Source organism: Rahnella sp. P4_A8, from assembly GCF_056402435.1.
The window spans coordinates 1-19,394 of sequence record NZ_JBFUHK010000025.1 but is presented as its reverse complement, the minus strand read 5'-3'; the positions used below and the strand labels follow the sequence as shown (position 1 = coordinate 19,394).

The window sequence follows — 19,394 nt, the reverse complement described above, 5'->3', positions numbered from 1 at the left end:
CGCTTCATCGCGAATCATTGAAAAGCAGTCTAAACCTGCTGCTGCAAACAAGCGTCAGTGCTTGTAAAAGTACGTAAAGTCATGGAATAGCGGCAATTGATGACGTATTTTGCGTCTAGAGGTAAATACAATGAATAAAATTTTGTTAGTTGATGACGACCGTGAACTGACTTCACTTTTGAAAGAATTGCTCGAAATGGAAGGCTTTAATGTTGTAGTGGCTTACGACGGTGAGCAGGCATTAGAGAAAATCGATAATACCATCGATCTTCTGTTACTTGACGTGATGATGCCGAAGAAAAACGGCATTGAAACCCTTAAAGAATTACGCCAGCGCCATCAGACGCCAGTGATTATGTTAACTGCTCGTGGCAGTGAATTAGACCGTGTCCTCGGCCTCGAACTGGGTGCCGATGACTATCTGCCAAAACCGTTTAACGACCGTGAGCTTGTGGCACGTATCCGGGCCATGTTGCGGCGTTCTAACTGGAGCGAACAGCAGCAAACCAATGAGAACAACGGTTCACCGACGCTTGAAGTCGATGGCTTACAACTGAACCCCGGCCGTCAGGAAGCCAGCTTTAACGGTGAAGCGCTGGATTTAACCGGCACTGAATTCACCCTGTTGTACTTACTGGCAAAACATCTCGGACAGGTCGTTTCCCGCGAACATCTGAGTCAGGAAGTGCTGGGTAAACGTCTGACGCCGTTTGACCGTGCTATTGATATGCACATCTCCAATTTACGCCGTAAATTACCCGATCGTCAGGACGGACATCCATGGTTTAAAACCCTGCGTGGACGCGGTTATCTGATGGTTTCTGCTTCATGATAAACAGTCTTACGGCACGTATTTTTGCCATTTTCTGGTTCACATTAGCCTTAGTGCTGATGCTGGTATTAATGGTGCCGAAACTCGATTCACGCCAGATTACGCCGTTGCTTGATAACGAGCAGCGGCAAGGCCTGATGATTGAACAACACGTTGAAGCTGAACTGGCGACCGATCCTGCCAATGACCTGATGTGGTGGCGCCGGTTGTTCCGTGCCATCGACAAATGGGCACCGCCGGGTCAACGCTTGTTGCTGGTGACCAGCGAAGGGCGCGTTATTGGCGCTCAGCGCAATGAAATGCAGATCGTACGTAACTTTATCGGCCAGTCGGATAACTCAGATCGTCCAAAGAAGAAAAAATATGGTCGCGTCGAAATGGTGGGGCCTTTCTCCGTTCGTGATGGCGAAGACAACTACCAGCTTTACCTGATGCGCCCCGCCAGCAGTTCTCAGTCTGATTTTATCAACCTGATGTTCGACCGTCCGCTATTGCTGCTAATCGTCACCATGCTGATCAGCGCCCCGCTGTTGCTCTGGCTGGCGTGGAGCCTGGCAAAACCTGCACGTAAGCTGAAAAACGCCGCAGACGACGTTGCACGCGGCAATCTCAAGCAGCATCCGGAACTCGAAGCCGGACCGCAGGAATTCCTTGCGACAGGTGCCAGTTTCAACCAGATGGTCAGCGCACTCGAACGAATGGTAACAGCACAGCAACGGCTGATTTCGGATATCTCACACGAGCTACGTACCCCACTGACGCGCCTGCAACTGGCCACCGCGTTGATGAGACGTCGTCATGGTGAGGGTAAAGAGCTGCAACGTATCGAAAATGAGGCTCAGCGCCTTGATGGCATGATCAATGACCTGCTGGTGTTATCACGCAGCCAGCATAAAAATGAATTATCGCGCGAAACCCTGAAGGCCAGCGAATTGTGGGCGGGTGTGATTGATGATGCACAGTTTGAAGCCGAACAGATGGGTAAAAACCTTGAGGTCACGTCGCCACCTGGCCCGTGGAAACTGATCGGTAATGCTGCGGCTCTCGACAGTGCGCTGGAAAACATCATCCGTAACGCCCTGCGTTATTCGCATCATCACATTGTCCTGAACTTCGCCCACGACAGTGAAGGGATCACTATCACCGTTGATGACGATGGCCCTGGTGTGAGTGAAGAAGATCGTGAACAGATTTTCCGTCCGTTCTACCGCACTGATGAAGCGCGTGATCGGGAATCCGGCGGCACCGGCCTTGGGCTGGCGATCGTGGATACCGCGGTTCAGCAGCACAGAGGCAAGGTAAAAGCCGAAGACAGCCCGCTGGGCGGCCTTCGTTTGATTATCTGGCTGCCGCTGCACCAGCGTTAAGATTCTGCTATTCTGCGTCCCTCTATCAGGGGGACGCATGCTTAACATTGTTTTATTTGAACCAGAAATCCCGCCCAACACCGGCAACATTATCCGCCTGTGTGCCAACACCGGATGTCAGCTTCACCTCATCGAACCTTTGGGCTTTGGCTGGGACGATAAACGTCTGCGCCGTGCCGGGCTCGATTACCATGAATTCGCCCATATAAAGCATCACGCTAATTATGACGCTTTCCTCAGCAGCGAAAATCCACAACGTCTTTTTGCCCTGACAACCAAAGGCACGCCAGCGCATAGCGCCGTGAGCTATCAGGATAATGATTTCCTGCTGTTTGGCCCTGAAACTCGCGGCTTACCGGCGTCTATTCTGGATAATCTGCCCGCACAGCAGAAAATTCGCATTCCTATGCGCGCAGAAAGTCGCAGCATGAACTTGTCGAATGCTGTTTCTGTGGTGGTTTATGAAGCCTGGCGTCAACTGGGATATCCGGGCGCATTGCTGAAAGAATAGCGGAATGGAAGTGAAGAAGATGGCATGCAAATTCATGCCATCTGAAAGCCCGTCAGATACCGTCGCCGAATTCAAAACCCTGCGCAATACCGTTGAAATGCTGATCCATATCCATGGAAGGACGCTCGCTTTCCGGACGCCCGACAATTCGCGCCGGAACGCCTGCAGCCGTGGTGTGCGGAGGAACTGATTGCAACACGACTGAGCCCGCACCGATTTTCGCACCAGCACCCACTTCAATATTGCCGAGGATTTTCGCACCGGCACCAATCATGACGCCTTCACGGATTTTAGGGTGGCGGTCACCGCAGGTTTTTCCTGTACCACCAAGCGTCACAGATTGCAGAATCGATACGTCATTCTCAACCACGGCCGTTTCACCGATGACAATCCCGGTGGCGTGGTCAAACATGATGCCGCAGCCAATACGCGCCGCCGGGTGAATATCTACGCCGAATGACACTGAAATCTGATTTTGGAAATAAATCGCCAGCGCTTTACGATCCTGCTTCCACAGCCAGTTACCGATACGGTATGCCTGCAGCGCGTGGAATCCTTTCAGATAGAGTAACGGGGTGGAATATTTGTCGACTGCCGCATCACGCTGATGCACAGCCAGAATGTCACGGGCAGCAGAGAGGATCATTTGTTCGTCGTTGCGATAGGCTTCTTCGACAACTTCACGGATCGCCATCGCAGGCATAATCGGATTGCCCAACTTGTTGGCCAGAATGTAGCTCAACGCGCCGCCCAGCGTTTCATGTTTTAGCAACGTCGCATGGAAAAAACTGGCCAGCATCGGTTCACACTCAGCCAGCGCTCTCGCCTCTGATTTAATGTTATTCCAGACCAGTTCTAATTCTTCTAGCGACATCACTTTTCCTTACGACTTTGCAAGTTCGGGTAATAAAAAGCCGCCCTGTCGGGAATACCAACAAGGTGGCTATTCTGCAGATGCCTTTCAGTGGCTGTGTTTTTCATCCTTGCTCGCACGGGCAAGCAAACTGATCGCCGCTTCACGCGCATCTTTACCGCAGTACAAGACCTGGTAAATCTGTTCAGTGATTGGCATTTCAACGTTATTACGCTGCGCCAGAGCCCGTACTTCTTTCGTATTGCGATAGCCTTCAACAACCTGACCGATGGTGTCCTGAGCAGTCTGAACATCCTTGCCTTGCCCCAGCATAATGCCAAAGCGACGGTTACGGGACTGGTTATCTGTGCAGGTTAACACCAAATCACCCAAGCCTGCCATGCCCATAAATGTGGCCGGATCAGCGCCTAAAGCGGAACCCAGGCGGGTCATTTCAGCCAGACCACGGGTAATCAGCGCGGTTCTTGCATTAGCCCCAAAGCCGATACCATCGGACATTCCGGCACCAATCGCGATAACGTTTTTAATCGCACCGCCCAACTGAACCCCGATAAAATCGGGATTGCTGTAAACACGGAAGCTTTTGCCACAGTGCAGCAATTGCTGCAGATCTTCGGCAAAACTGGCATCAGTGGCGGCCAGTGAGATTGCCGTTGGCATACCTGCCGCCAGTTCTTTGGCGAATGTCGGCCCGGAAACCACCGCTAACGGAATGGCATCACCGAGTTCTTCGCGCGCGACATCCTGCAACAGACGGCCGGTTTCTGCTTCCAGCCCTTTCGTCGCCCATACCACGCGCGCATCAGGGCGCAAATGGGGTTTCAGCTGACGCAAAACGTCACCAAATACATGGCTGGGTACCACAACCAGCACATTACGGCTGGCCGCTAACGCGACAGACAGATTGGTTTCGAGCAACAGATTATCGGGGAACGGAACATCAGGAAGGAATTCCTGATTACAACGGGCACGTTGTAATGCGTTGATGTGGTCGGGATTATGTCCCCACAGCACAACGGGATGGCCATTTCTGGCAAGAGTAATCGCTAAAGCGGTGCCGTACGAGCCGGCACCGATCACTGTCATTGACGCATTGACGGTTTTCATCAGGCATCCTGATGCGGTTCAGCACCTTCGCCTTCAGCTTGCTGTTGCAGATAGTTCATGAACAGAGCGTCAAAGTTAACAGGTGCAAGGTTCAGTTGCGGGAAGGTACCGCGGGAAACCAGGCTGGTGATGCACTCACGGGCATACGGGAACAGAATGTTCGGGCAATATGCACCCAGGCAATGCGCCATCTGGTTGCCATCAATACCGGAGATAGTGAAGATACCACCCTGCTGAACTTCGCACAGGAACGCAGTTTCGTCGCCCAGTGAAGAAGTTACCGTCACACGCAAGACGACTTCATATACGCCTTCAGCCAGCTGGCTGGAAGCGGTATCAAGATCCAGTTTAACTTCTGGCTGCCAGTCTTGCTGGAAAACCTGAGGCGCATTTGGCGCTTCAAAAGAGATGTCTTTGGTGTAGATACGTTGGATCTGGAAAGCCATCTCGGTGTTATTTTGTTCTGACATGTGAGTAGTACCCTCGGGTTAATAGTCCTTTTAAACACTTAATGAAAAACAGCCGCCGCCTTTATTAACCCAGCATTGGGTCAAGGCCACCGCGTGCATCAAGTGCATGTAAATCATCACAACCGCCGACATGCTGCCCATCGATAAAAATCTGAGGAACGGTTGAACGACCGCTGCGGGCGATCATTTTTTCACGTTTATCTGCATCGCCGTCGATAGCGATTTCATCGAATGAAGCTCCTTTGCTATTAAGCAGAGCTTTCGCACGATGGCAATAAGGGCAGGTTGCCTTGGTGTAGATTTCAATTTTTGCCATGGGTTCCACCTCAGAGTCGTAAAATTGAGTGCCGTAGCAGTTGGCTTAATGTCTTATTTACCGCGCACTAAAGGCAGGTTTTCACTGCTCCAGCCGCTGATACCTTCTTTGAGTGTAAACACGCGCTCAAAACCAGCAGCAATAAGGCCTTCAGCCGCAGTGCGGGAAGTTTGTCCTGTGGCACAAACCACGATAACAGGCTGTGCTTTATGTTTGGTCAGCTCACCCAGGTTGTTGTTCTTGATGTCAGCAGACAAAACATTCTGTGATTCAGCGATGTGGCCTTTGCGGAATTCTTCACGCGCGCGAACATCGACAACGATGGCATCTTCTTTGTTAATCAGGCGGGTTGCTTCGCCACGGGTGATCTCTTTAACTTTAGAAAAACGTGTTTTAAAGGTGGTCACAATTACTGCAATCAGTAACGCAACCCACGCCAGGCTGAGAACCGGATGCGCACTGATGAATGGCATAATATCTTGCATGGGGTGTAGCAACTCCCGTCAGTTGGGGGAAAATTCAAGGCTTCAGAGTATACCTGCGCGTCGGAGCAAATACAGCCAGTAAGCGCGGGTGAATGCCACAATCTGCGGCACATCCTGGAAAATTAACACGGCTTTATGCCGAAAGTTAACCCTCACCCCGCCTCATCTTTGATCTCCTCGGGCTATTCACACACGGCGCTGGGGTAAAATCAGCCCGCCTGAGTGCATTTAGCCGCGCCTGTTCATGCCGTTGCAACTGGCGAGCCTATTGAGCATTTCATCTTTTAAACTGAGGTCAATTGACATGTCGAGCAACAAAAAACCGATGGTTCTGGTGATTCTGGATGGCTACGGGCATCGTGAAGAACAACAAGATAACGCAATTCTGAATGCCAAAACCCCCGTCATGGATAATCTGTGGGCCACTCACCCGCATACCCTTATCGCCGCATCCGGGCTGGACGTCGGTCTGCCTGATGGTCAGATGGGAAACTCCGAAGTAGGCCATGTCAATTTAGGTGCCGGCCGCATCGTGTATCAGGATCTCACCCGTCTGGACAAAGAAATTAAAGAAGGCGACTTCTTTAATAATAGCGTACTGACTGGCGCTGTTGATCGCGCAATCGCCGCAGGCAAAGCGGTTCACATTATGGGACTGTTGTCTGCGGGCGGCGTTCACAGCCACGAAGACCACATCATGGCGATGGTCGAACTGGCGCAACGCCGTGGCGCGAAAGCCATTTATCTGCATGCCTTCCTGGATGGTCGCGATACACCACCACGCAGCGCTGAAGCGGCGCTGAAACGCTTCTCAGAGAAATTCGCACAAATCGGTACGGGTCGTATTGCGTCAATCGTGGGCCGTTATTACGCCATGGATCGCGATAACCGCTGGGATCGCGTGCAACTGGCCTATGATTTGATGTCACAGGCAAAAGGCGCATTTACTGCCGATAATGCGCTGGCTGGTCTGCAGGCCGCTTATGCCCGTGATGAAAATGATGAATTCGTGAAGCCAACCGTATTGCAGGCAGCTGGTGAAGAATCCGCGGCCATCAATGACGGCGATGCACTGGTCTTCATGAACTTCCGCGCAGACCGGGCCCGCGAAATCACCCGCGCCTTTATCAGTCCGGATTTCGATGGTTTTGCCCGCGAAAAAGTCATCAACTTCGGCGATTTCATCATGCTGACCGAATATGCTGCAGACATCAACGCAGCCTGCGCCTATCCACCGGCATCACTGAAAAACACGCTGGGTGAATGGCTGATGGCGCACGGCAAAACGCAGTTGCGTATTTCCGAAACTGAGAAATATGCCCATGTCACCTTCTTCTTTAACGGGGGCATGGAAGATTCGTTTGAAGGCGAAGACCGTATTCTGGTGAAATCACCAAACGTGGCGACTTATGACCTGCAACCGGAAATGAGCTCTGCTGAACTGACGGAAAAGCTGCTCGGCGCAATCAGCAGTGGTAAGTACGACACCATCATTTGTAACTATCCGAATGGCGACATGGTCGGTCATACCGGCGTTTACGACGCAGCAGTGAGTGCCGTTGAAGCACTCGATAAATGTGTTGCTCAGGTTGTGGACGCAGTGAAAGCCGTGGGTGGTCAGTTGCTGATTACCGCCGACCACGGTAATGCAGAACAAATGCGTGACCCGGCGACCGGTCAGGCACACACTGCACACACCAGCCTGCCGGTTCCGCTGATTTATATCGGCGGGAATGCACAAGCGGTTGAAGGCGGTAAATTATCTGATATCGCGCCAACCATGCTTTCACTGATGGGCATGGAAATTCCGCCGGAAATGAGCGGCAAGCCGCTGTTTATCGCGCGTTAATTTCTGTTAAAAACCGTCAAAAAAGGCGTACTGACACCCGTTGGTACGCCTTTTTTGTTTGTGCATCAGCGGGTTGATTAGTGTTACGATACGAAAAGGGACAGCCATATTGTCTATCATCCACGGTCGACAAGCGGAAAAAAGTTTGAGCAAATTCAATCATTTCAGCCTGATGAGAACCCGCCTTTCCGCTCAGGACAAGGCCGTATCTGCCTTCCCATCTCCAGCCTTACTACTTTGCGTTTCCCTGCTGTCTCTTTCTGTGAGTGTGCATGCTGACGACAATAAAGATCAGCTCAAAACCATTCAGCAAAACATCGCGGAAAAAGAGAAAAGCGTAAAACAGCAGAAACAGCAACGCGGCACGTTATTGCAGCAATTGCAGGCGCAGGAAAAAACCATCGCCTCAGCCAGCAGTCAGTTACGCAGCACTCAGTCAACCCTCGCCACGTTGGGAAAAGACATTTCCGGGCTGAATGCGTCCATTGATAAATTGCAAAAACAGCAAAAGACGCAGGAAGCTATTCTGGCAAAGCAGCTCGATGCCGCATTCCGGATCGGGCAGCATAAAGGCCTGCAATTACTGCTGAGCAGCGAAGAGAGCGCACGCAGCGAGAGGATCCTGGCTTATTTTGGTTATCTGAATGAAGCGCGACAGAAAACCATTGAGGATCTGAAACAGACCCGAGCCACGCTGGCTGAACAGCGTGTTTCTTTGCAATCGAAACAAACCCAGCAAAAAAGCCTGCTGAGTGAACAACAAACCCAGCAGCAGAAACTCGAACAGGCTCGTGCCGCCCGTAAGCAAACGCTCACGGCACTGGAGTCTTCATTGCAAAAAGATGAACAGAGCCTGACCGAACTGCGCGCTAACGAATCCAGCCTGCAAAACAAAATTGCCGCTGCCGAACGTGCTGCCAAAGCACGCGCAGAAAAAGAAGCGCGTGAAGCTGCGGCAGTCAGAGCGAAAGAACAGCAGGCGAAGAAATCCGGTTCCACCTACAAACCGACCCAAAGCGAGCAATCTCTGATGGCCCGTACCGGCGGTCTGGGCAGACCATCAGGTCAAAATATGTGGCCTGTTAATGGTTCGTTGATACATCGCTTCGGCGAACAGCTGCAGGGTGAACTACGCTGGAAAGGGATTGTTATCTCAGCAAGAGAAGGCAGTGATGTCCGGGCGATTGCTGACGGACGCGTCATTCTGGCGGACTGGTTACAGGGATACGGTTTGGTTGTGGTTATCGATCACGGCAAAGGCGATATGAGCCTGTACGGTTACAACCAGGATGCACTGGTCAGCGTAGGCGACCAGGTCAGAACGGGCCAGGCCATTGCTAAAGTTGGGAACAGCGGCGGACAAGGCCAGCCATCGCTGTATTTTGAAATTCGTCGTCAGGGCCAGGCCGTTAATCCACAGCCGTGGTTGGGAAGATAGCATTGCGATATAACAAGTCCGTTTTAGCTGCCCTTTGTGGTACTGCGTTTTTTGCTTGTCAGGTTCAGGCAGCGAAATTATCCATCCTGATCGATGACTTTGGTTATCGCCAGCATGAGGAAAACCAGGTACTTCAGATGCCAAAAGCGGTATCGGTCGCGATTTTTCCCAACGCACCCGATTCGCAGATGATGATGAACAAGGCTCACCAGCAGGGGCGTGAAATTCTGATCCATCTGCCGATGGCGCCACTTAGTAAGCAACCGCTGGAAAAAGACACGCTGACACCCTCCATGAGCGCCGCAGAAGTGAAACGTATTGTCGATCAGGCGATCATCAATATCCCTTACGCGATTGGCATCAATAACCATATGGGTAGTGCTATGACCTCCAGCCTGACCGGGATGGAAAATGTCATGCAGGCAATGAATGCCCACAACCTGTTTTTCCTCGACAGCATGACCATTGGTAACACCCAGTCAGTCAAAGCGGCTCAGGGCACCCGGGTGAAAGTCATTAAGCGCAATGTCTTTTTAGATGATGTGCAGAATGAAGCGGAAATCCGCCGTCAGTTTGAACGCGCAATTCAGCTCGCACGCAAGAATGGATATGCCATCGCGATAGGACACCCGCATCCGACGACGGTGAAAGTGCTGCAGCAAATGTTGCCGAATCTACCTTCCGATATCGTTCTGGTCAGGCCAAGTGATCTGCTGAACGAACCCCAGCGCAGCATACCCGCCGGTAAGGTCACGATTGCGCCCGTAAAATCATCACGTAAAGGCATCAGCGTCTGCCACCTCAGGCAACCTCTCCCGCAGATTTATGCCGACAGCATGTTTAAAATTCTCGGGGAAAGCCTGAAATCTTCACCCGCTGCGGCATTTGTTGAACGGCAGTATTCTGTGATAACAACTTTTACTAAAAAGTAGAAATCGCACTCATTGGCGGTTTCCTGATTATATTGGTGGTACGCATATATTTGGCATCACCAACTAACTTATTGATATCAATTGATTTCATAGCCAAACTAAAAAGTAGAGCTTCTGGGTTTTGCCTCATATAATGGGCGCTGTATATTTTTTTGACCGGACTGAGCAAGGGCGCTAACCGATGGGACAAGATCGATCTAAAATTCTGCTACTGGATAGTGGCAAGGAATGGGGAGGCGGGACTAACAGCATGTTAGAACTGCTGAAAAGAATCGATCGTGAAAAATATGAAATCAGCTGCTGCTTTTACAACGATTACGCCCGGGACAACGGCGAAACTATCAGTCAGATTTTAAACTCACTGAATGTACCGGTATTTTTTATTCCGCAGGTTAAGCAACCTGCCTGGGCGAAAATAGCTAAAGAAGTATTAAGAACGCTGTTTTTCTTTAGCAGTAATTTGCGTCAGAAAGCCATTTACTCTATCGACAAAATCTGGCGTATTAATCCCAATATCCGCAAAATTCACTCCCTGCTTGAACTCGGTCAGTTTGACATTCTCTATATGAATAATCAGCCCAGCTCTAACGTCGAAGGCTATTATTCTACTGCCGGTTTACCCACAGAAATCGTACAGCATTGTCGCATTGAACCGGTGCTCAACCGGGAGGTTGTGCGCATCGTTAACCGGTTCTGCCACAGCATTATCTCTGTTTCTCAAGGCGTTCAGGAACAGCTGCTCAAACGTGGTGTACGCAAAGAGTTATGTTTTACCGTTTTTAATGGCATTGATATTCATCAGCCATTGCCCGAAGGCACAAAAATCCGGGAAGAATTAGCAGCCGACAACGACACATTCATCTTTGGCAGTATAGGTTCTCTGATTAACCGCAAAGCTCATCACTTCACATTACTGGCACTAGACAAATTTAATCGCGCATTTCCGGAAGCCAAATGGAAAATGGTGTTTGTGGGTGAAGGCCCGAATTTACGCCGTCTCATTCAGCAAACTTCGGCTCTGAATATGATGGATAAAGTGGTATTTACAGGCTTCCAGAGCAATGCGCTGGAATATCTGTCCGCGTTTGATGCCTTTATATTAGGCTCAAAAAGTGAAGGGCTTCCGCGAGTCGTGTTGGAATCCATGCTGCTGAAAACGCCGGTGATTGGTTCGAATGTCACCGGTACAGCCGAACTGATTAAAAATGCAGAAACCGGCATGTTATTTGAGTATGGCGATATTGATATGCTCTTTAATCATATGAAAACACTGTATCTCAATGCCCATCTGAGAAATGAAATTGCAGAGCAGGCAAATCTGACTGTTCGCGAAAAATTTGCAATTGAAAAATATGTCTCAGGCGTTGAAACCGTTTTAAGCAGTGTGAAAAAGAAACAAGGCTGAATATGTTCAAATTTCTAAATCCAAAATATCGTCACATTCTTTCACGCCATAATTTGCCGTATGACGGGACCGTCATGGCAGGAAAACCAAAGAACAGCGTGACGTCTGTGGTGATCCCTTCCGCGGGGGCTGACTATATTGAAGAAGCTTGTCTGTGTGCAGAGTTTGCCGATAAATTTGCGACCGCATTACAGGAAATCGTGATTGTTACCGATCAGGCTGCCAGCCAGTTTCGCCCGTTACCGGAGAAAGTCCGGATCGTCACGCTTCACCCTGAAACCAAATCCGGTGATTATCGTTATAAACAAATTTATCTCAGCCGCCTGATCAAACTGATGGCGCCTTTGCAGGCCAGAACTGACGGTATTTTGATGATCGATTCCGATCTTAATTTGCTTAAAATGCCGGAAATTCAGTTACATGAAAATCATATTTATTCAAGTTTCCGTCAGGGCAAGATGATTGCCAAACTGGACGGTTGTGATCCTGAGATCATCCCGGCGTATTACAAAAACAGCGTGCGTCCTTATATTGTCGATCACGTGAACGGCGCTTTCTTAGCCGCCACGCGTAAAACCTGGGAGCGTTTGTGCCCGCTGTGGATTATGTTTTTCATCGATACATGGAACATTCTGCCAGACAACCAGCCCCCGACAGATCAACTGCCTCTGGCGGCCATGCTGGATACGCTGGACATCAAAAGCGTCAATCTGGGCGACTGGATGAACTGGCCGGTATCGAAAAAAATTGGCGGCACACCGTCGGTTATCCCTAAAGAAGTGATCGGCGCTCATGGCGGCTTCCCGCTGACAGAATGGCAAAAGTATCTGGCTTCACCGGATAATGAACTGTTATTCAAAGGTCAGGATTACACCCGTAAAGTGCGTTATCTGACGGATGACGAGAAACAAATGGCCGGTCCTGCGGCGTAAAGACTGCGCCCGCTATCAGCAAAAGCCCGCTATTTTCAGCGGACTTTTGCATTTTCAGAGCGCCAGATTACCAGTTAAGTATCACTTTGCCGGAATGCCCGGAGCGCATCGCATCAAACCCTTTCTGGAATTCATCAATCGGAAAATGGTGCGTAATCAGAGGTGTAAGATCTAATCCTGACTGGATCAGGGCGGCCATTTTGTACCAGGTTTCGAACATTTCCCTTCCGTAAATCCCTTTAATAAACAGTCCTTTGAAAATCACCTGATTCCAGTCGATTGCCATCTCGGTCGATGGAATGCCCAGCATCGCAATCCGGCCGCCATGATTCATGGCGTTAAGCATGCTGCGAAATGCCGCAGGTGCACCTGACATTTCCAGCCCGACGTCAAACCCTTCCGTCATGCCCAGCTCATCCATCACATTCTGCAAGCTTTGCTGGCTGACATTCACCGCCCGCGTCACACCCATTTTGCGCGCGAGTTCCAGACGGTATTCGTTCATATCCGTGATCACCACATGGCGGGCACCGACATGTTTGCAAATGGCTGCCGCCATGATGCCAATCGGCCCGGCACCGCTGATCAGAACATCCTCGCCGACCAGATCAAACGACAATGCGGTATGCACAGCATTACCAAAGGGATCAAAAATGGCAGCCAGATCATCAGAAATATTGTCCGGGATTTTAAACGCATTAAAAGCAGGCAATACCAGATACTCCGCAAAAGCGCCCGGACGGTTTACCCCCACGCCCTGTGCGTTGCGGCACAAATGCGTACGTCCTCCCCGGCAATTACGGCAGTGTCCGCAGGTAATATGCCCCTCGCCCGACACCCGGTCACCGATACTGAAACCTTTAACTTCCTGCCCGATGCCCACCACTTCGCCGACATATTCGTGTCCGACCACCATTGGTACGGGAATGGTTTTTTGTGACCATTCGTCCCAGTTGTAGATGTGCACATCGGTTCCGCAAATGGCGGTTTTACGGATTTTGATCAGCAAATCGTTGTGCCCTAATTCCGGCACGGCCACATCCGTCATCCAGATGCCTTCTTCACGTTTGAGTTTTGCTAAAGCTTTCATCGACATTCCTCAGGCGATCACGCCAAGTTTTTTGCCAATACGGGTGAAGGCTTCAACGGCCTTTTCGATTTGTTCCGTGCTGTGCGCTGCTGACATTTGAGTACGGATGCGCGCCTGCCCCTGAGGCACCACCGGGTAAAAGAAACCGGTGACGTAAATCCCTTCCTGCTGCAAAAGCGACGCAAACTCCTGAGCCAGACGAGCCTCGCCAAGCATCACCGGGATAATGGCGTGATCAGCCCCCGCCAGCGTGAAACCCGCGGCGGTCATTTTCTCGCGGAACAATTTTGAATTGCTGAGCAAACGCTCACGCAGTTCGCTGCCTTCTTCGAGCATGGAAAGCACTTTCAGGGAGGCAGAAACAATCGACGGTGCCAGGGAATTAGAGAAGAGATAGGGCCGCGAACGCTGACGCAACCAGTCGATCACTTCCTGACGCGCAGCGGTATAACCGCCGGAAGCCCCGCCCAGCGCTTTGCCAAGCGTGCCAGTGATGATGTCCACGCGCCCCATCACATCGCAATATTCGTGCGTTCCCCGCCCTTCGGCACCGACAAAACCTACCGCATGGGAATCATCGACCATCACCAGCGCGTCGAACCGTTCGGCCAGGTCGCACACGCCCTTCAGGTTGGCTATCACGCCATCCATTGAAAATACGCCGTCAGTTGCCACCAGAATATGACGGGCACCCTCATCTTTTGCCTGCTGCAAACGGGTTTCCAGTTCAGACATATCGTTGTTGGCATACCGATAGCGTTTCGCTTTGCATAAGCGAACACCATCGATTATTGAGGCATGATTCAGCGCATCCGAAATGATGGCGTCTTCTTCACCCAGCAGTGTTTCAAATAACCCACCGTTGGCATCAAAGCAGGAGGAATAGAGGATCGCATCGTCCATACCGAGAAAGTCAGCCAGACGGTGTTCAAGTTCTTTGTGCGTATCTTGTGTGCCGCAGATAAAGCGGACCGAAGCCATGCCGAAACCGTGGCTGTCGAGACCGGCTTTTGCAGCACGGATCAGTTCGGGATGATTCGCCAGGCCAAGGTAGTTGTTGGCGCAAAAATTGATCACCGGACGGCCGCCAGCGACGGAGACTTCAGCCTGCTGGGGCGTGGTGAGAATGCGTTCTTCTTTAAACAGCCCTTCAACCCGGGCCTGCTCCAGCTGATCTTCCAGCTGGCGATAAAACGAAACAGACATACAGTATTCTCCTGAAATGACTCATTCACGGAATACCTTACTAATCTGCATATAAAATAACGATGGAAGTGCTCACAATATCTTTGTTTTGCAGCATAGTTCACGCCTTACGCTCTGAAACATAAGAATCCCTGTTATCGGACACCTTCCCAATGTGAGCTTCATAATGAAGTGTTATGATATTACCCAATATACAGGCTGTGCATGGTGCGCAGTTCTTCAAATGATTAAAGGTGAATCCCATGATAATCGTCACTGGCGGCGCTGGTTTTATCGGCAGCAATATTATTAAATCGCTCAATGATATGGGATACCGCGATATTCTGGTGGTGGATAATCTGAAAGATGGCACCAAGTTCGTCAATCTGGTGGATCTGGATATTGCGGATTATTGCGACAAAGAAGATTTTATCGCCAGCATCGTGGCCGGCGACGATCTGGGTGATATCGACGCCATTTTCCACGAAGGCGCATGCTCTTCCACTACCGAGTGGGACGGCAAGTACATGATGGATAACAACTATCAGTACTCTAAAGATGTCCTGCATTATTGTTTAGATCGCAGCATTCCCTTCCTTTATGCGTCTTCCGCAGCCACTTATGGTAGCCAGAGCACCAGCTTTGTTGAAGAGCGTAAATACGAGCAACCGCTGAACGTCTATGGTTACTCTAAGTTCCTGTTTGACCAGTATGTTCGCGAAATTCTGCCGCACGCTGAATCTCAAATTTGTGGTTTCCGTTATTTCAACGTTTACGGACCGCGTGAAGGCCATAAAGGCAGCATGGCGAGCGTAGCGTTCCATCTGAATAATCAGATCAAGGCCGGGGAGAACCCAAAACTGTTCTCGGGCAGCGAAGGCTTCAAACGCGATTTTATCTACGTGGGTGATGTGGCAGCCGTGAACCTGTGGTTCTGGCAAAACGGTGTTTCGGGCATTTTTAACTGCGGTACCGGACGTTCGGAATCCTTCCAGGCCGTGGCAGATGCTGTCGTGGCATACCACAAGTCTGGCGATATCGAATACATTCCATTCCCGGAAAAACTCAAAGGCCGTTACCAGTCCTTCACACAGGCCGACATGACGGCCCTGCGTAACGCCGGTTACGACAAACCGTTCAAAACGGTTGCCGAAGGTGTTACGGAATACATGAGCTGGCTTAACCGCACAGTTTAAGCCCTGCACATTGAGGAATGGATTAACGGTATGAAAATACTGGTAATTGGGCCGTCATGGGTCGGTGACATGATGATGTCACAAAGTCTTTATCGCACCCTGAAAGCTGCGCACCCCGACGCTCAGATTGACGTGATGGCACCTGCATGGTGCCGTCCTTTACTTGATCGCATGCCGGAAGTACATCAGGCGCTGGCCATGCCGCTGGGCCACGGTGCGCTGGAATTGGGAGAACGTCGTCGTCTGGGTATTTCATTGCGCAATGAGAAATATCAGCGTGCATTCGTTCTGCCTAACTCGTTTAAATCGGCGCTGGTTCCTTTCTTTGCCCGTATTCCGCAACGCACCGGCTGGCGTGGCGAAATGCGCTATGGTCTGCTCAATGATTTGCGGGTGCTGGATAAACCCGCTTTTCCACTGATGGTTCAGCGTTATGCTGCTCTGGGCTACGATGCCCGGCAAATCAAAACTGCCGCTGATCTTCCACAACCCATTCTCTGGCCGAAATTAGAGGTCGGCGACGCTGAAGTCACCGCAGTTAAAACCTCATTCTCTGTGGATAACACCCGGCCGCTGATTGGTTTCTGCCCTGGCGCAGAGTTTGGTCCGGCAAAGCGCTGGCCTCATTATCACTACGCGGTGTTGGCTGAAAAACTGATCAGCGAAGGCTATCAGGTGGTGCTCTTTGGCTCTGCAAAAGATAACGCAGCAGGTGAACAAATTCGCCTGGCACTGACAGAAAACGCACAACCTTTCTGTCTCAATCTGRCGGGGAAAACCTCATTGGATCAGGCGGTGGTGATGATTGCCGCCTGTCATGCGGTCGTCAGTAATGATTCAGGCCTGATGCACGTTGCCGCCGCGCTGGATAAACCGCTGATAGCACTTTACGGGCCCAGCAGCCCGGACTTCACACCGCCCCTCAGCCATCAGGCAAAAGTTATACGTCTGATCACTGGCTACCATAAAGTCCGTAAAGGCGATGCTGAAGAAGGCTATCACCAAAGTTTAATTGATATTCAACCCGGACAAGTTTATCAGGAACTCACCCAGTTGCTGAGCGCAAGGAAGGAGCTTTAATGCGGGTTCTCATCGTCAAAACGTCGTCCATGGGCGACGTTCTGCATACCCTTCCGGCGTTGACGGATGCTATGCAGGCCATTGCCGGGATCCGCTTTGACTGGGTCGTGGAAGAAGGATTTAGCCAGATCCCCGGCTGGCATCCTGCCGTTGATCGCGTGATACCTGTCGCCATCCGCCGCTGGCGTAAAAACTGGTTCGGCTCTGAAACCCGTCAGCAACGCTGCGACTTCAAACGCGAAGTTCAGTCTCAAACCTATGATGCGATCATTGATGCTCAGGGTCTGATTAAAAGCGCGGCACTGATCACCCGTGTCGCCAAAGGTGAAAAACACGGTCAGGATTGTAAAAGTGCCCGTGAACCATTCGCCAGTTGGTTCTACAATCAGCGTCATGAAATCGATAAAAAGCAGCACGCGGTAGAGCGTACCCGGGAATTGTTTGCGAAAAGCCTGGGCTATGAAAAGCCATCAGGCCAGGGAGATTATGCTATTGCAGCACGTTTCCTCTCCCATCTTCCTGCCGACGCGGGCCGGTATCTGGTGTTTCTTCATGCCACCACCCGCGCCGATAAACATTGGCCGGAAGAACACTGGCGTGAGCTGATCAGCATGTTCGGCGGGCAAGATATCCGCATCAAACTTCCGTGGGGGGCAGACCATGAACATCAGCGCGCATTGCGTCTGGCGGAAGGGTTCCCTTATGTCGAGGTGTTGCCCAAGTTGAGTCTGGAAAAAGTTGCTGAGGTTTTAGCCGGTGCGAAAGCGGTCATTTCTGTTGATACGGGGCTGAGCCATCTGACTGCCGCGCTGGATCGTCCAAATATCACGCTTTACGGACCGACCGATCCGGGATTGATTGGCGGGTATGGAAAGAATCAGTTTATCCTCAAAGCCGAGAACAATTCACTGGAAAACTTACCAGCCAAAACCGTCTTTGAGCGTCTGAGTGATCTGACCGCTGCGAAAGAGGAAATGAACCGACCATGAGCTACGTGATTATTTTCATCTTGCTGTGGCCGTTCAAAATGCTGATGAAGCCTTTTCATCAGGGCAAAGGGCGAAATCTGGTCATACAAACCGCCAAAATTGGTGATTTCGTCAATATCACGCCTTTACTGAAGCATTTAAAAAAATCAGATGTCTTGATCAGTAAAACGGTTTTGCCTTTGGCTGCACACGATTCGACGATCGATTCTATTTATCTCATTGAAGATTACAAAAAATCTTTAGTCAGTAAAATTGGTCTCGCCTTTCGCCTGCTCAACCGCTACGACAATATTTATCTGCTACAACCTAACAGCGTTAACGGTTTCTATGCCGCCTTCTGTAATGCGAAGCATAAAGCCTTTCTGATCGCTTATACCCGCAAGTGGTATCACGGGATTTTTTATCAGACGGCCGACGTTGTTCGTTTGCATCAGAAAACCGATTTTACGCTGGAAAGTTATCTGAAGCTGGCAGACCCCAGCCTCAGTGCAGAAAGCTATACTAAACATGCCACCCTTCCCTTGTGGATACCTGAAAAAACCTTGCCGGAGCTGGCGGCAAGCAAGCAGGTCAAAATCGGTATCAGCATTTCGGCAGGCAATAAAGCTAAAACAATTCCGACAGCGGTATGGATTAAAATCCTTAATACCCTGGCTGGCCTTCCTTGTCAGTTTTATGTTTTTGGCCCGGAGAATGAGCAGAAATACCTTGATCAGTTGCTGGAAAAACTCAGTGCTCGCGAAAACATCATTAACCTGATCGGTAAGCTAAAATTGCATGAAGTCCCACATGCCATTTCTCAGATGGATATGTATATCGCCTCAGATTCTGGAAACGTGTATATCGCAGATGCGGTGAATATCCCAGTGGTATGTTTAGCGGGTCCTTGTGACTTAACTGAGCAGCATCCAACCTATGCGCCACTCATCCTGACGCCTGAAGATAAAAAACTCGCGCCTGAATCTTTTATTTTCTCAGCACCTTATCAATTCCGGCACAGTGCTGAAGAACTTTTTTCACTCAGTGATKCTCAACTGGAGAAAATACGTTCATTTGTTATAAGCAAAACAAGTCAGGTACAACATTATGTCTGACCATGAATATATGAGCTATCTCGAGCATAAAGAAGAGCTCGTGAATAATTTAGGGGATTCATCACTCTCTGTGGTCCATATCGCATTCGGAATAAATAATGCCTATGCCCGTGGTATGGGGGTCACTGTCTTTTCTGTCCTGAAAAACAACCCTGACTTAGCTTTTCATATTCATATATTAGGCAGTGCGCTCGATGAAATATCAAAATCCCGACTTCTTGAGCTGGCGGCAAAACATCCGC

At 50.4% G+C, this 19,394-nt stretch carries 20 protein-coding genes; 13 read left to right on the top strand and 7 right to left on the bottom strand.

Features of this window, described 5'->3' with window-relative positions; translation table 11 throughout:
- The first annotated feature begins 130 nt into the window (after positions 1–130).
- From cpxR to trmL, 3 genes are read left to right on the top strand one after another with little or no spacing between them, the layout of a single operon-like run.
- A complete protein-coding gene (cpxR, locus tag AC1DUO_RS14035; protein WP_013577597.1) occupies positions 131–832 on the top strand; it encodes an envelope stress response regulator transcription factor CpxR in 702 nt (233 codons plus the stop codon).
- A complete protein-coding gene (gene cpxA / locus AC1DUO_RS14030; RefSeq protein ID WP_119262198.1) occupies positions 829–2,199 on the top strand; it encodes an envelope stress sensor histidine kinase CpxA in 1,371 nt (456 codons plus the stop codon). Before cpxR ends, cpxA begins: the two co-directional genes overlap by 4 nt.
- A gap of 37 nt (positions 2,200–2,236) precedes the next feature.
- Positions 2,237–2,710 (top strand): tRNA (uridine(34)/cytosine(34)/5-carboxymethylaminomethyluridine(34)-2'-O)-methyltransferase TrmL, encoded by a 474-nt coding sequence (trmL, locus tag AC1DUO_RS14025; protein WP_013577599.1) that lies wholly within the window; start codon positions 2,237–2,239, stop codon positions 2,708–2,710.
- Positions 2,711–2,762: 52 nt separating this feature from the next.
- Here trmL and cysE read toward each other — a convergent pair whose 3' ends face one another.
- From cysE to AC1DUO_RS14000, 5 genes are all read right to left on the bottom strand, one after another.
- Entirely contained in the window at positions 2,763–3,584 is an 822-nt protein-coding gene (gene cysE / locus AC1DUO_RS14020; protein ID WP_013577600.1) for a serine O-acetyltransferase, read from the bottom strand.
- 87 nt (positions 3,585–3,671) lie between these two features.
- Positions 3,672–4,691, bottom strand: a complete 1,020-nt coding sequence (gene gpsA, locus AC1DUO_RS14015; RefSeq protein WP_013577601.1) for an NAD(P)H-dependent glycerol-3-phosphate dehydrogenase — start codon at positions 4,689–4,691, stop codon at positions 3,672–3,674.
- On the bottom strand, positions 4,691–5,161 hold the full coding sequence (secB, locus tag AC1DUO_RS14010; RefSeq protein ID WP_013577602.1) for a protein-export chaperone SecB: 471 nt from the start codon (positions 5,159–5,161) through the stop codon (positions 4,691–4,693). Before secB ends, gpsA begins: the two co-directional genes overlap by 1 nt.
- 64 nt (positions 5,162–5,225) lie before the next feature.
- Positions 5,226–5,477, bottom strand: a complete 252-nt coding sequence (gene grxC, locus AC1DUO_RS14005) for a glutaredoxin 3 (RefSeq protein ID WP_013577603.1) — start codon at positions 5,475–5,477, stop codon at positions 5,226–5,228.
- A gap of 53 nt (positions 5,478–5,530) precedes the next feature.
- Positions 5,531–5,962 (bottom strand): rhodanese-like domain-containing protein, encoded by a 432-nt coding sequence (locus AC1DUO_RS14000; protein ID WP_013577604.1) that lies wholly within the window; start codon positions 5,960–5,962, stop codon positions 5,531–5,533.
- A 304-nt stretch (positions 5,963–6,266) separates the two neighbouring features.
- On the opposite strand from AC1DUO_RS14000, the gene gpmM reads away from it, so the two are divergent.
- From gpmM to AC1DUO_RS13975, 5 genes are all read left to right on the top strand, one after another.
- A complete protein-coding gene (gene gpmM / locus AC1DUO_RS13995; RefSeq protein WP_013577605.1) occupies positions 6,267–7,811 on the top strand; it encodes a 2,3-bisphosphoglycerate-independent phosphoglycerate mutase in 1,545 nt (514 codons plus the stop codon).
- 145 nt (positions 7,812–7,956) lie between these two features.
- Positions 7,957–9,249: a murein hydrolase activator EnvC gene (gene envC, locus AC1DUO_RS13990; protein WP_015690600.1), complete on the top strand. Its 1,293-nt coding sequence runs from the start codon at positions 7,957–7,959 to the stop codon at positions 9,247–9,249.
- Positions 9,250–9,251: 2 nt separating this feature from the next.
- Positions 9,252–10,181 carry a divergent polysaccharide deacetylase family protein gene (locus AC1DUO_RS13985; RefSeq protein WP_013577607.1) on the top strand — a complete coding sequence of 310 codons (930 nt, stop codon included), beginning with the start codon at positions 9,252–9,254 and terminating at the stop codon, positions 10,179–10,181.
- Positions 10,182–10,362: 181 nt separating this feature from the next.
- Complete coding sequence (locus AC1DUO_RS13980) at positions 10,363–11,586, top strand: glycosyltransferase (protein ID WP_013577608.1); 1,224 nt, start codon at positions 10,363–10,365, stop codon at positions 11,584–11,586.
- Positions 11,587–11,588: 2 nt separating this feature from the next.
- A complete protein-coding gene (locus AC1DUO_RS13975) occupies positions 11,589–12,518 on the top strand; it encodes a hypothetical protein (protein WP_013577609.1) in 930 nt (309 codons plus the stop codon).
- A gap of 67 nt (positions 12,519–12,585) precedes the next feature.
- On the opposite strand, the gene tdh is transcribed toward AC1DUO_RS13975, so the two are convergent.
- Both tdh and kbl read right to left on the bottom strand, forming a co-directional pair.
- Positions 12,586–13,608 (bottom strand): L-threonine 3-dehydrogenase, encoded by a 1,023-nt coding sequence (gene tdh, locus AC1DUO_RS13970; protein ID WP_013577610.1) that lies wholly within the window; start codon positions 13,606–13,608, stop codon positions 12,586–12,588.
- 9 nt (positions 13,609–13,617) lie between these two features.
- Complete coding sequence (kbl, locus tag AC1DUO_RS13965; RefSeq protein ID WP_013577611.1) at positions 13,618–14,814, bottom strand: glycine C-acetyltransferase; 1,197 nt, start codon at positions 14,812–14,814, stop codon at positions 13,618–13,620.
- 242 nt (positions 14,815–15,056) lie between these two features.
- Here kbl and rfaD point away from each other — a divergent pair, with 242 nt between their 5' ends.
- The 5 genes from rfaD to AC1DUO_RS13940 all read left to right on the top strand — a co-directional run.
- A complete protein-coding gene (gene rfaD, locus AC1DUO_RS13960; protein ID WP_013577612.1) occupies positions 15,057–15,989 on the top strand; it encodes an ADP-glyceromanno-heptose 6-epimerase in 933 nt (310 codons plus the stop codon).
- A 30-nt stretch (positions 15,990–16,019) separates the two neighbouring features.
- Positions 16,020–17,069, top strand: coding sequence for an ADP-heptose--LPS heptosyltransferase RfaF (gene rfaF / locus AC1DUO_RS13955; RefSeq protein WP_477987671.1), 1,050 nt, complete (start codon positions 16,020–16,022; stop codon positions 17,067–17,069).
- The gene (gene rfaC / locus AC1DUO_RS13950; RefSeq protein WP_112152577.1) at positions 17,069–18,058 is read left to right on the top strand and encodes a lipopolysaccharide heptosyltransferase RfaC; all 990 of its coding nucleotides are present in this window, start codon (positions 17,069–17,071) and stop codon (positions 18,056–18,058) included. The genes rfaF and rfaC overlap by 1 nt, the downstream gene beginning before the upstream one ends.
- Positions 18,055–19,152: a glycosyltransferase family 9 protein gene (locus tag AC1DUO_RS13945; RefSeq protein ID WP_477987669.1), complete on the top strand. Its 1,098-nt coding sequence runs from the start codon at positions 18,055–18,057 to the stop codon at positions 19,150–19,152. The genes rfaC and AC1DUO_RS13945 overlap by 4 nt, the downstream gene beginning before the upstream one ends.
- The coding region (locus AC1DUO_RS13940) for a glycosyltransferase (RefSeq protein ID WP_477987667.1) at positions 19,145–19,394 on the top strand (250 nt) is incomplete at its 3' end. The genes AC1DUO_RS13945 and AC1DUO_RS13940, both read left to right, overlap by 8 nt.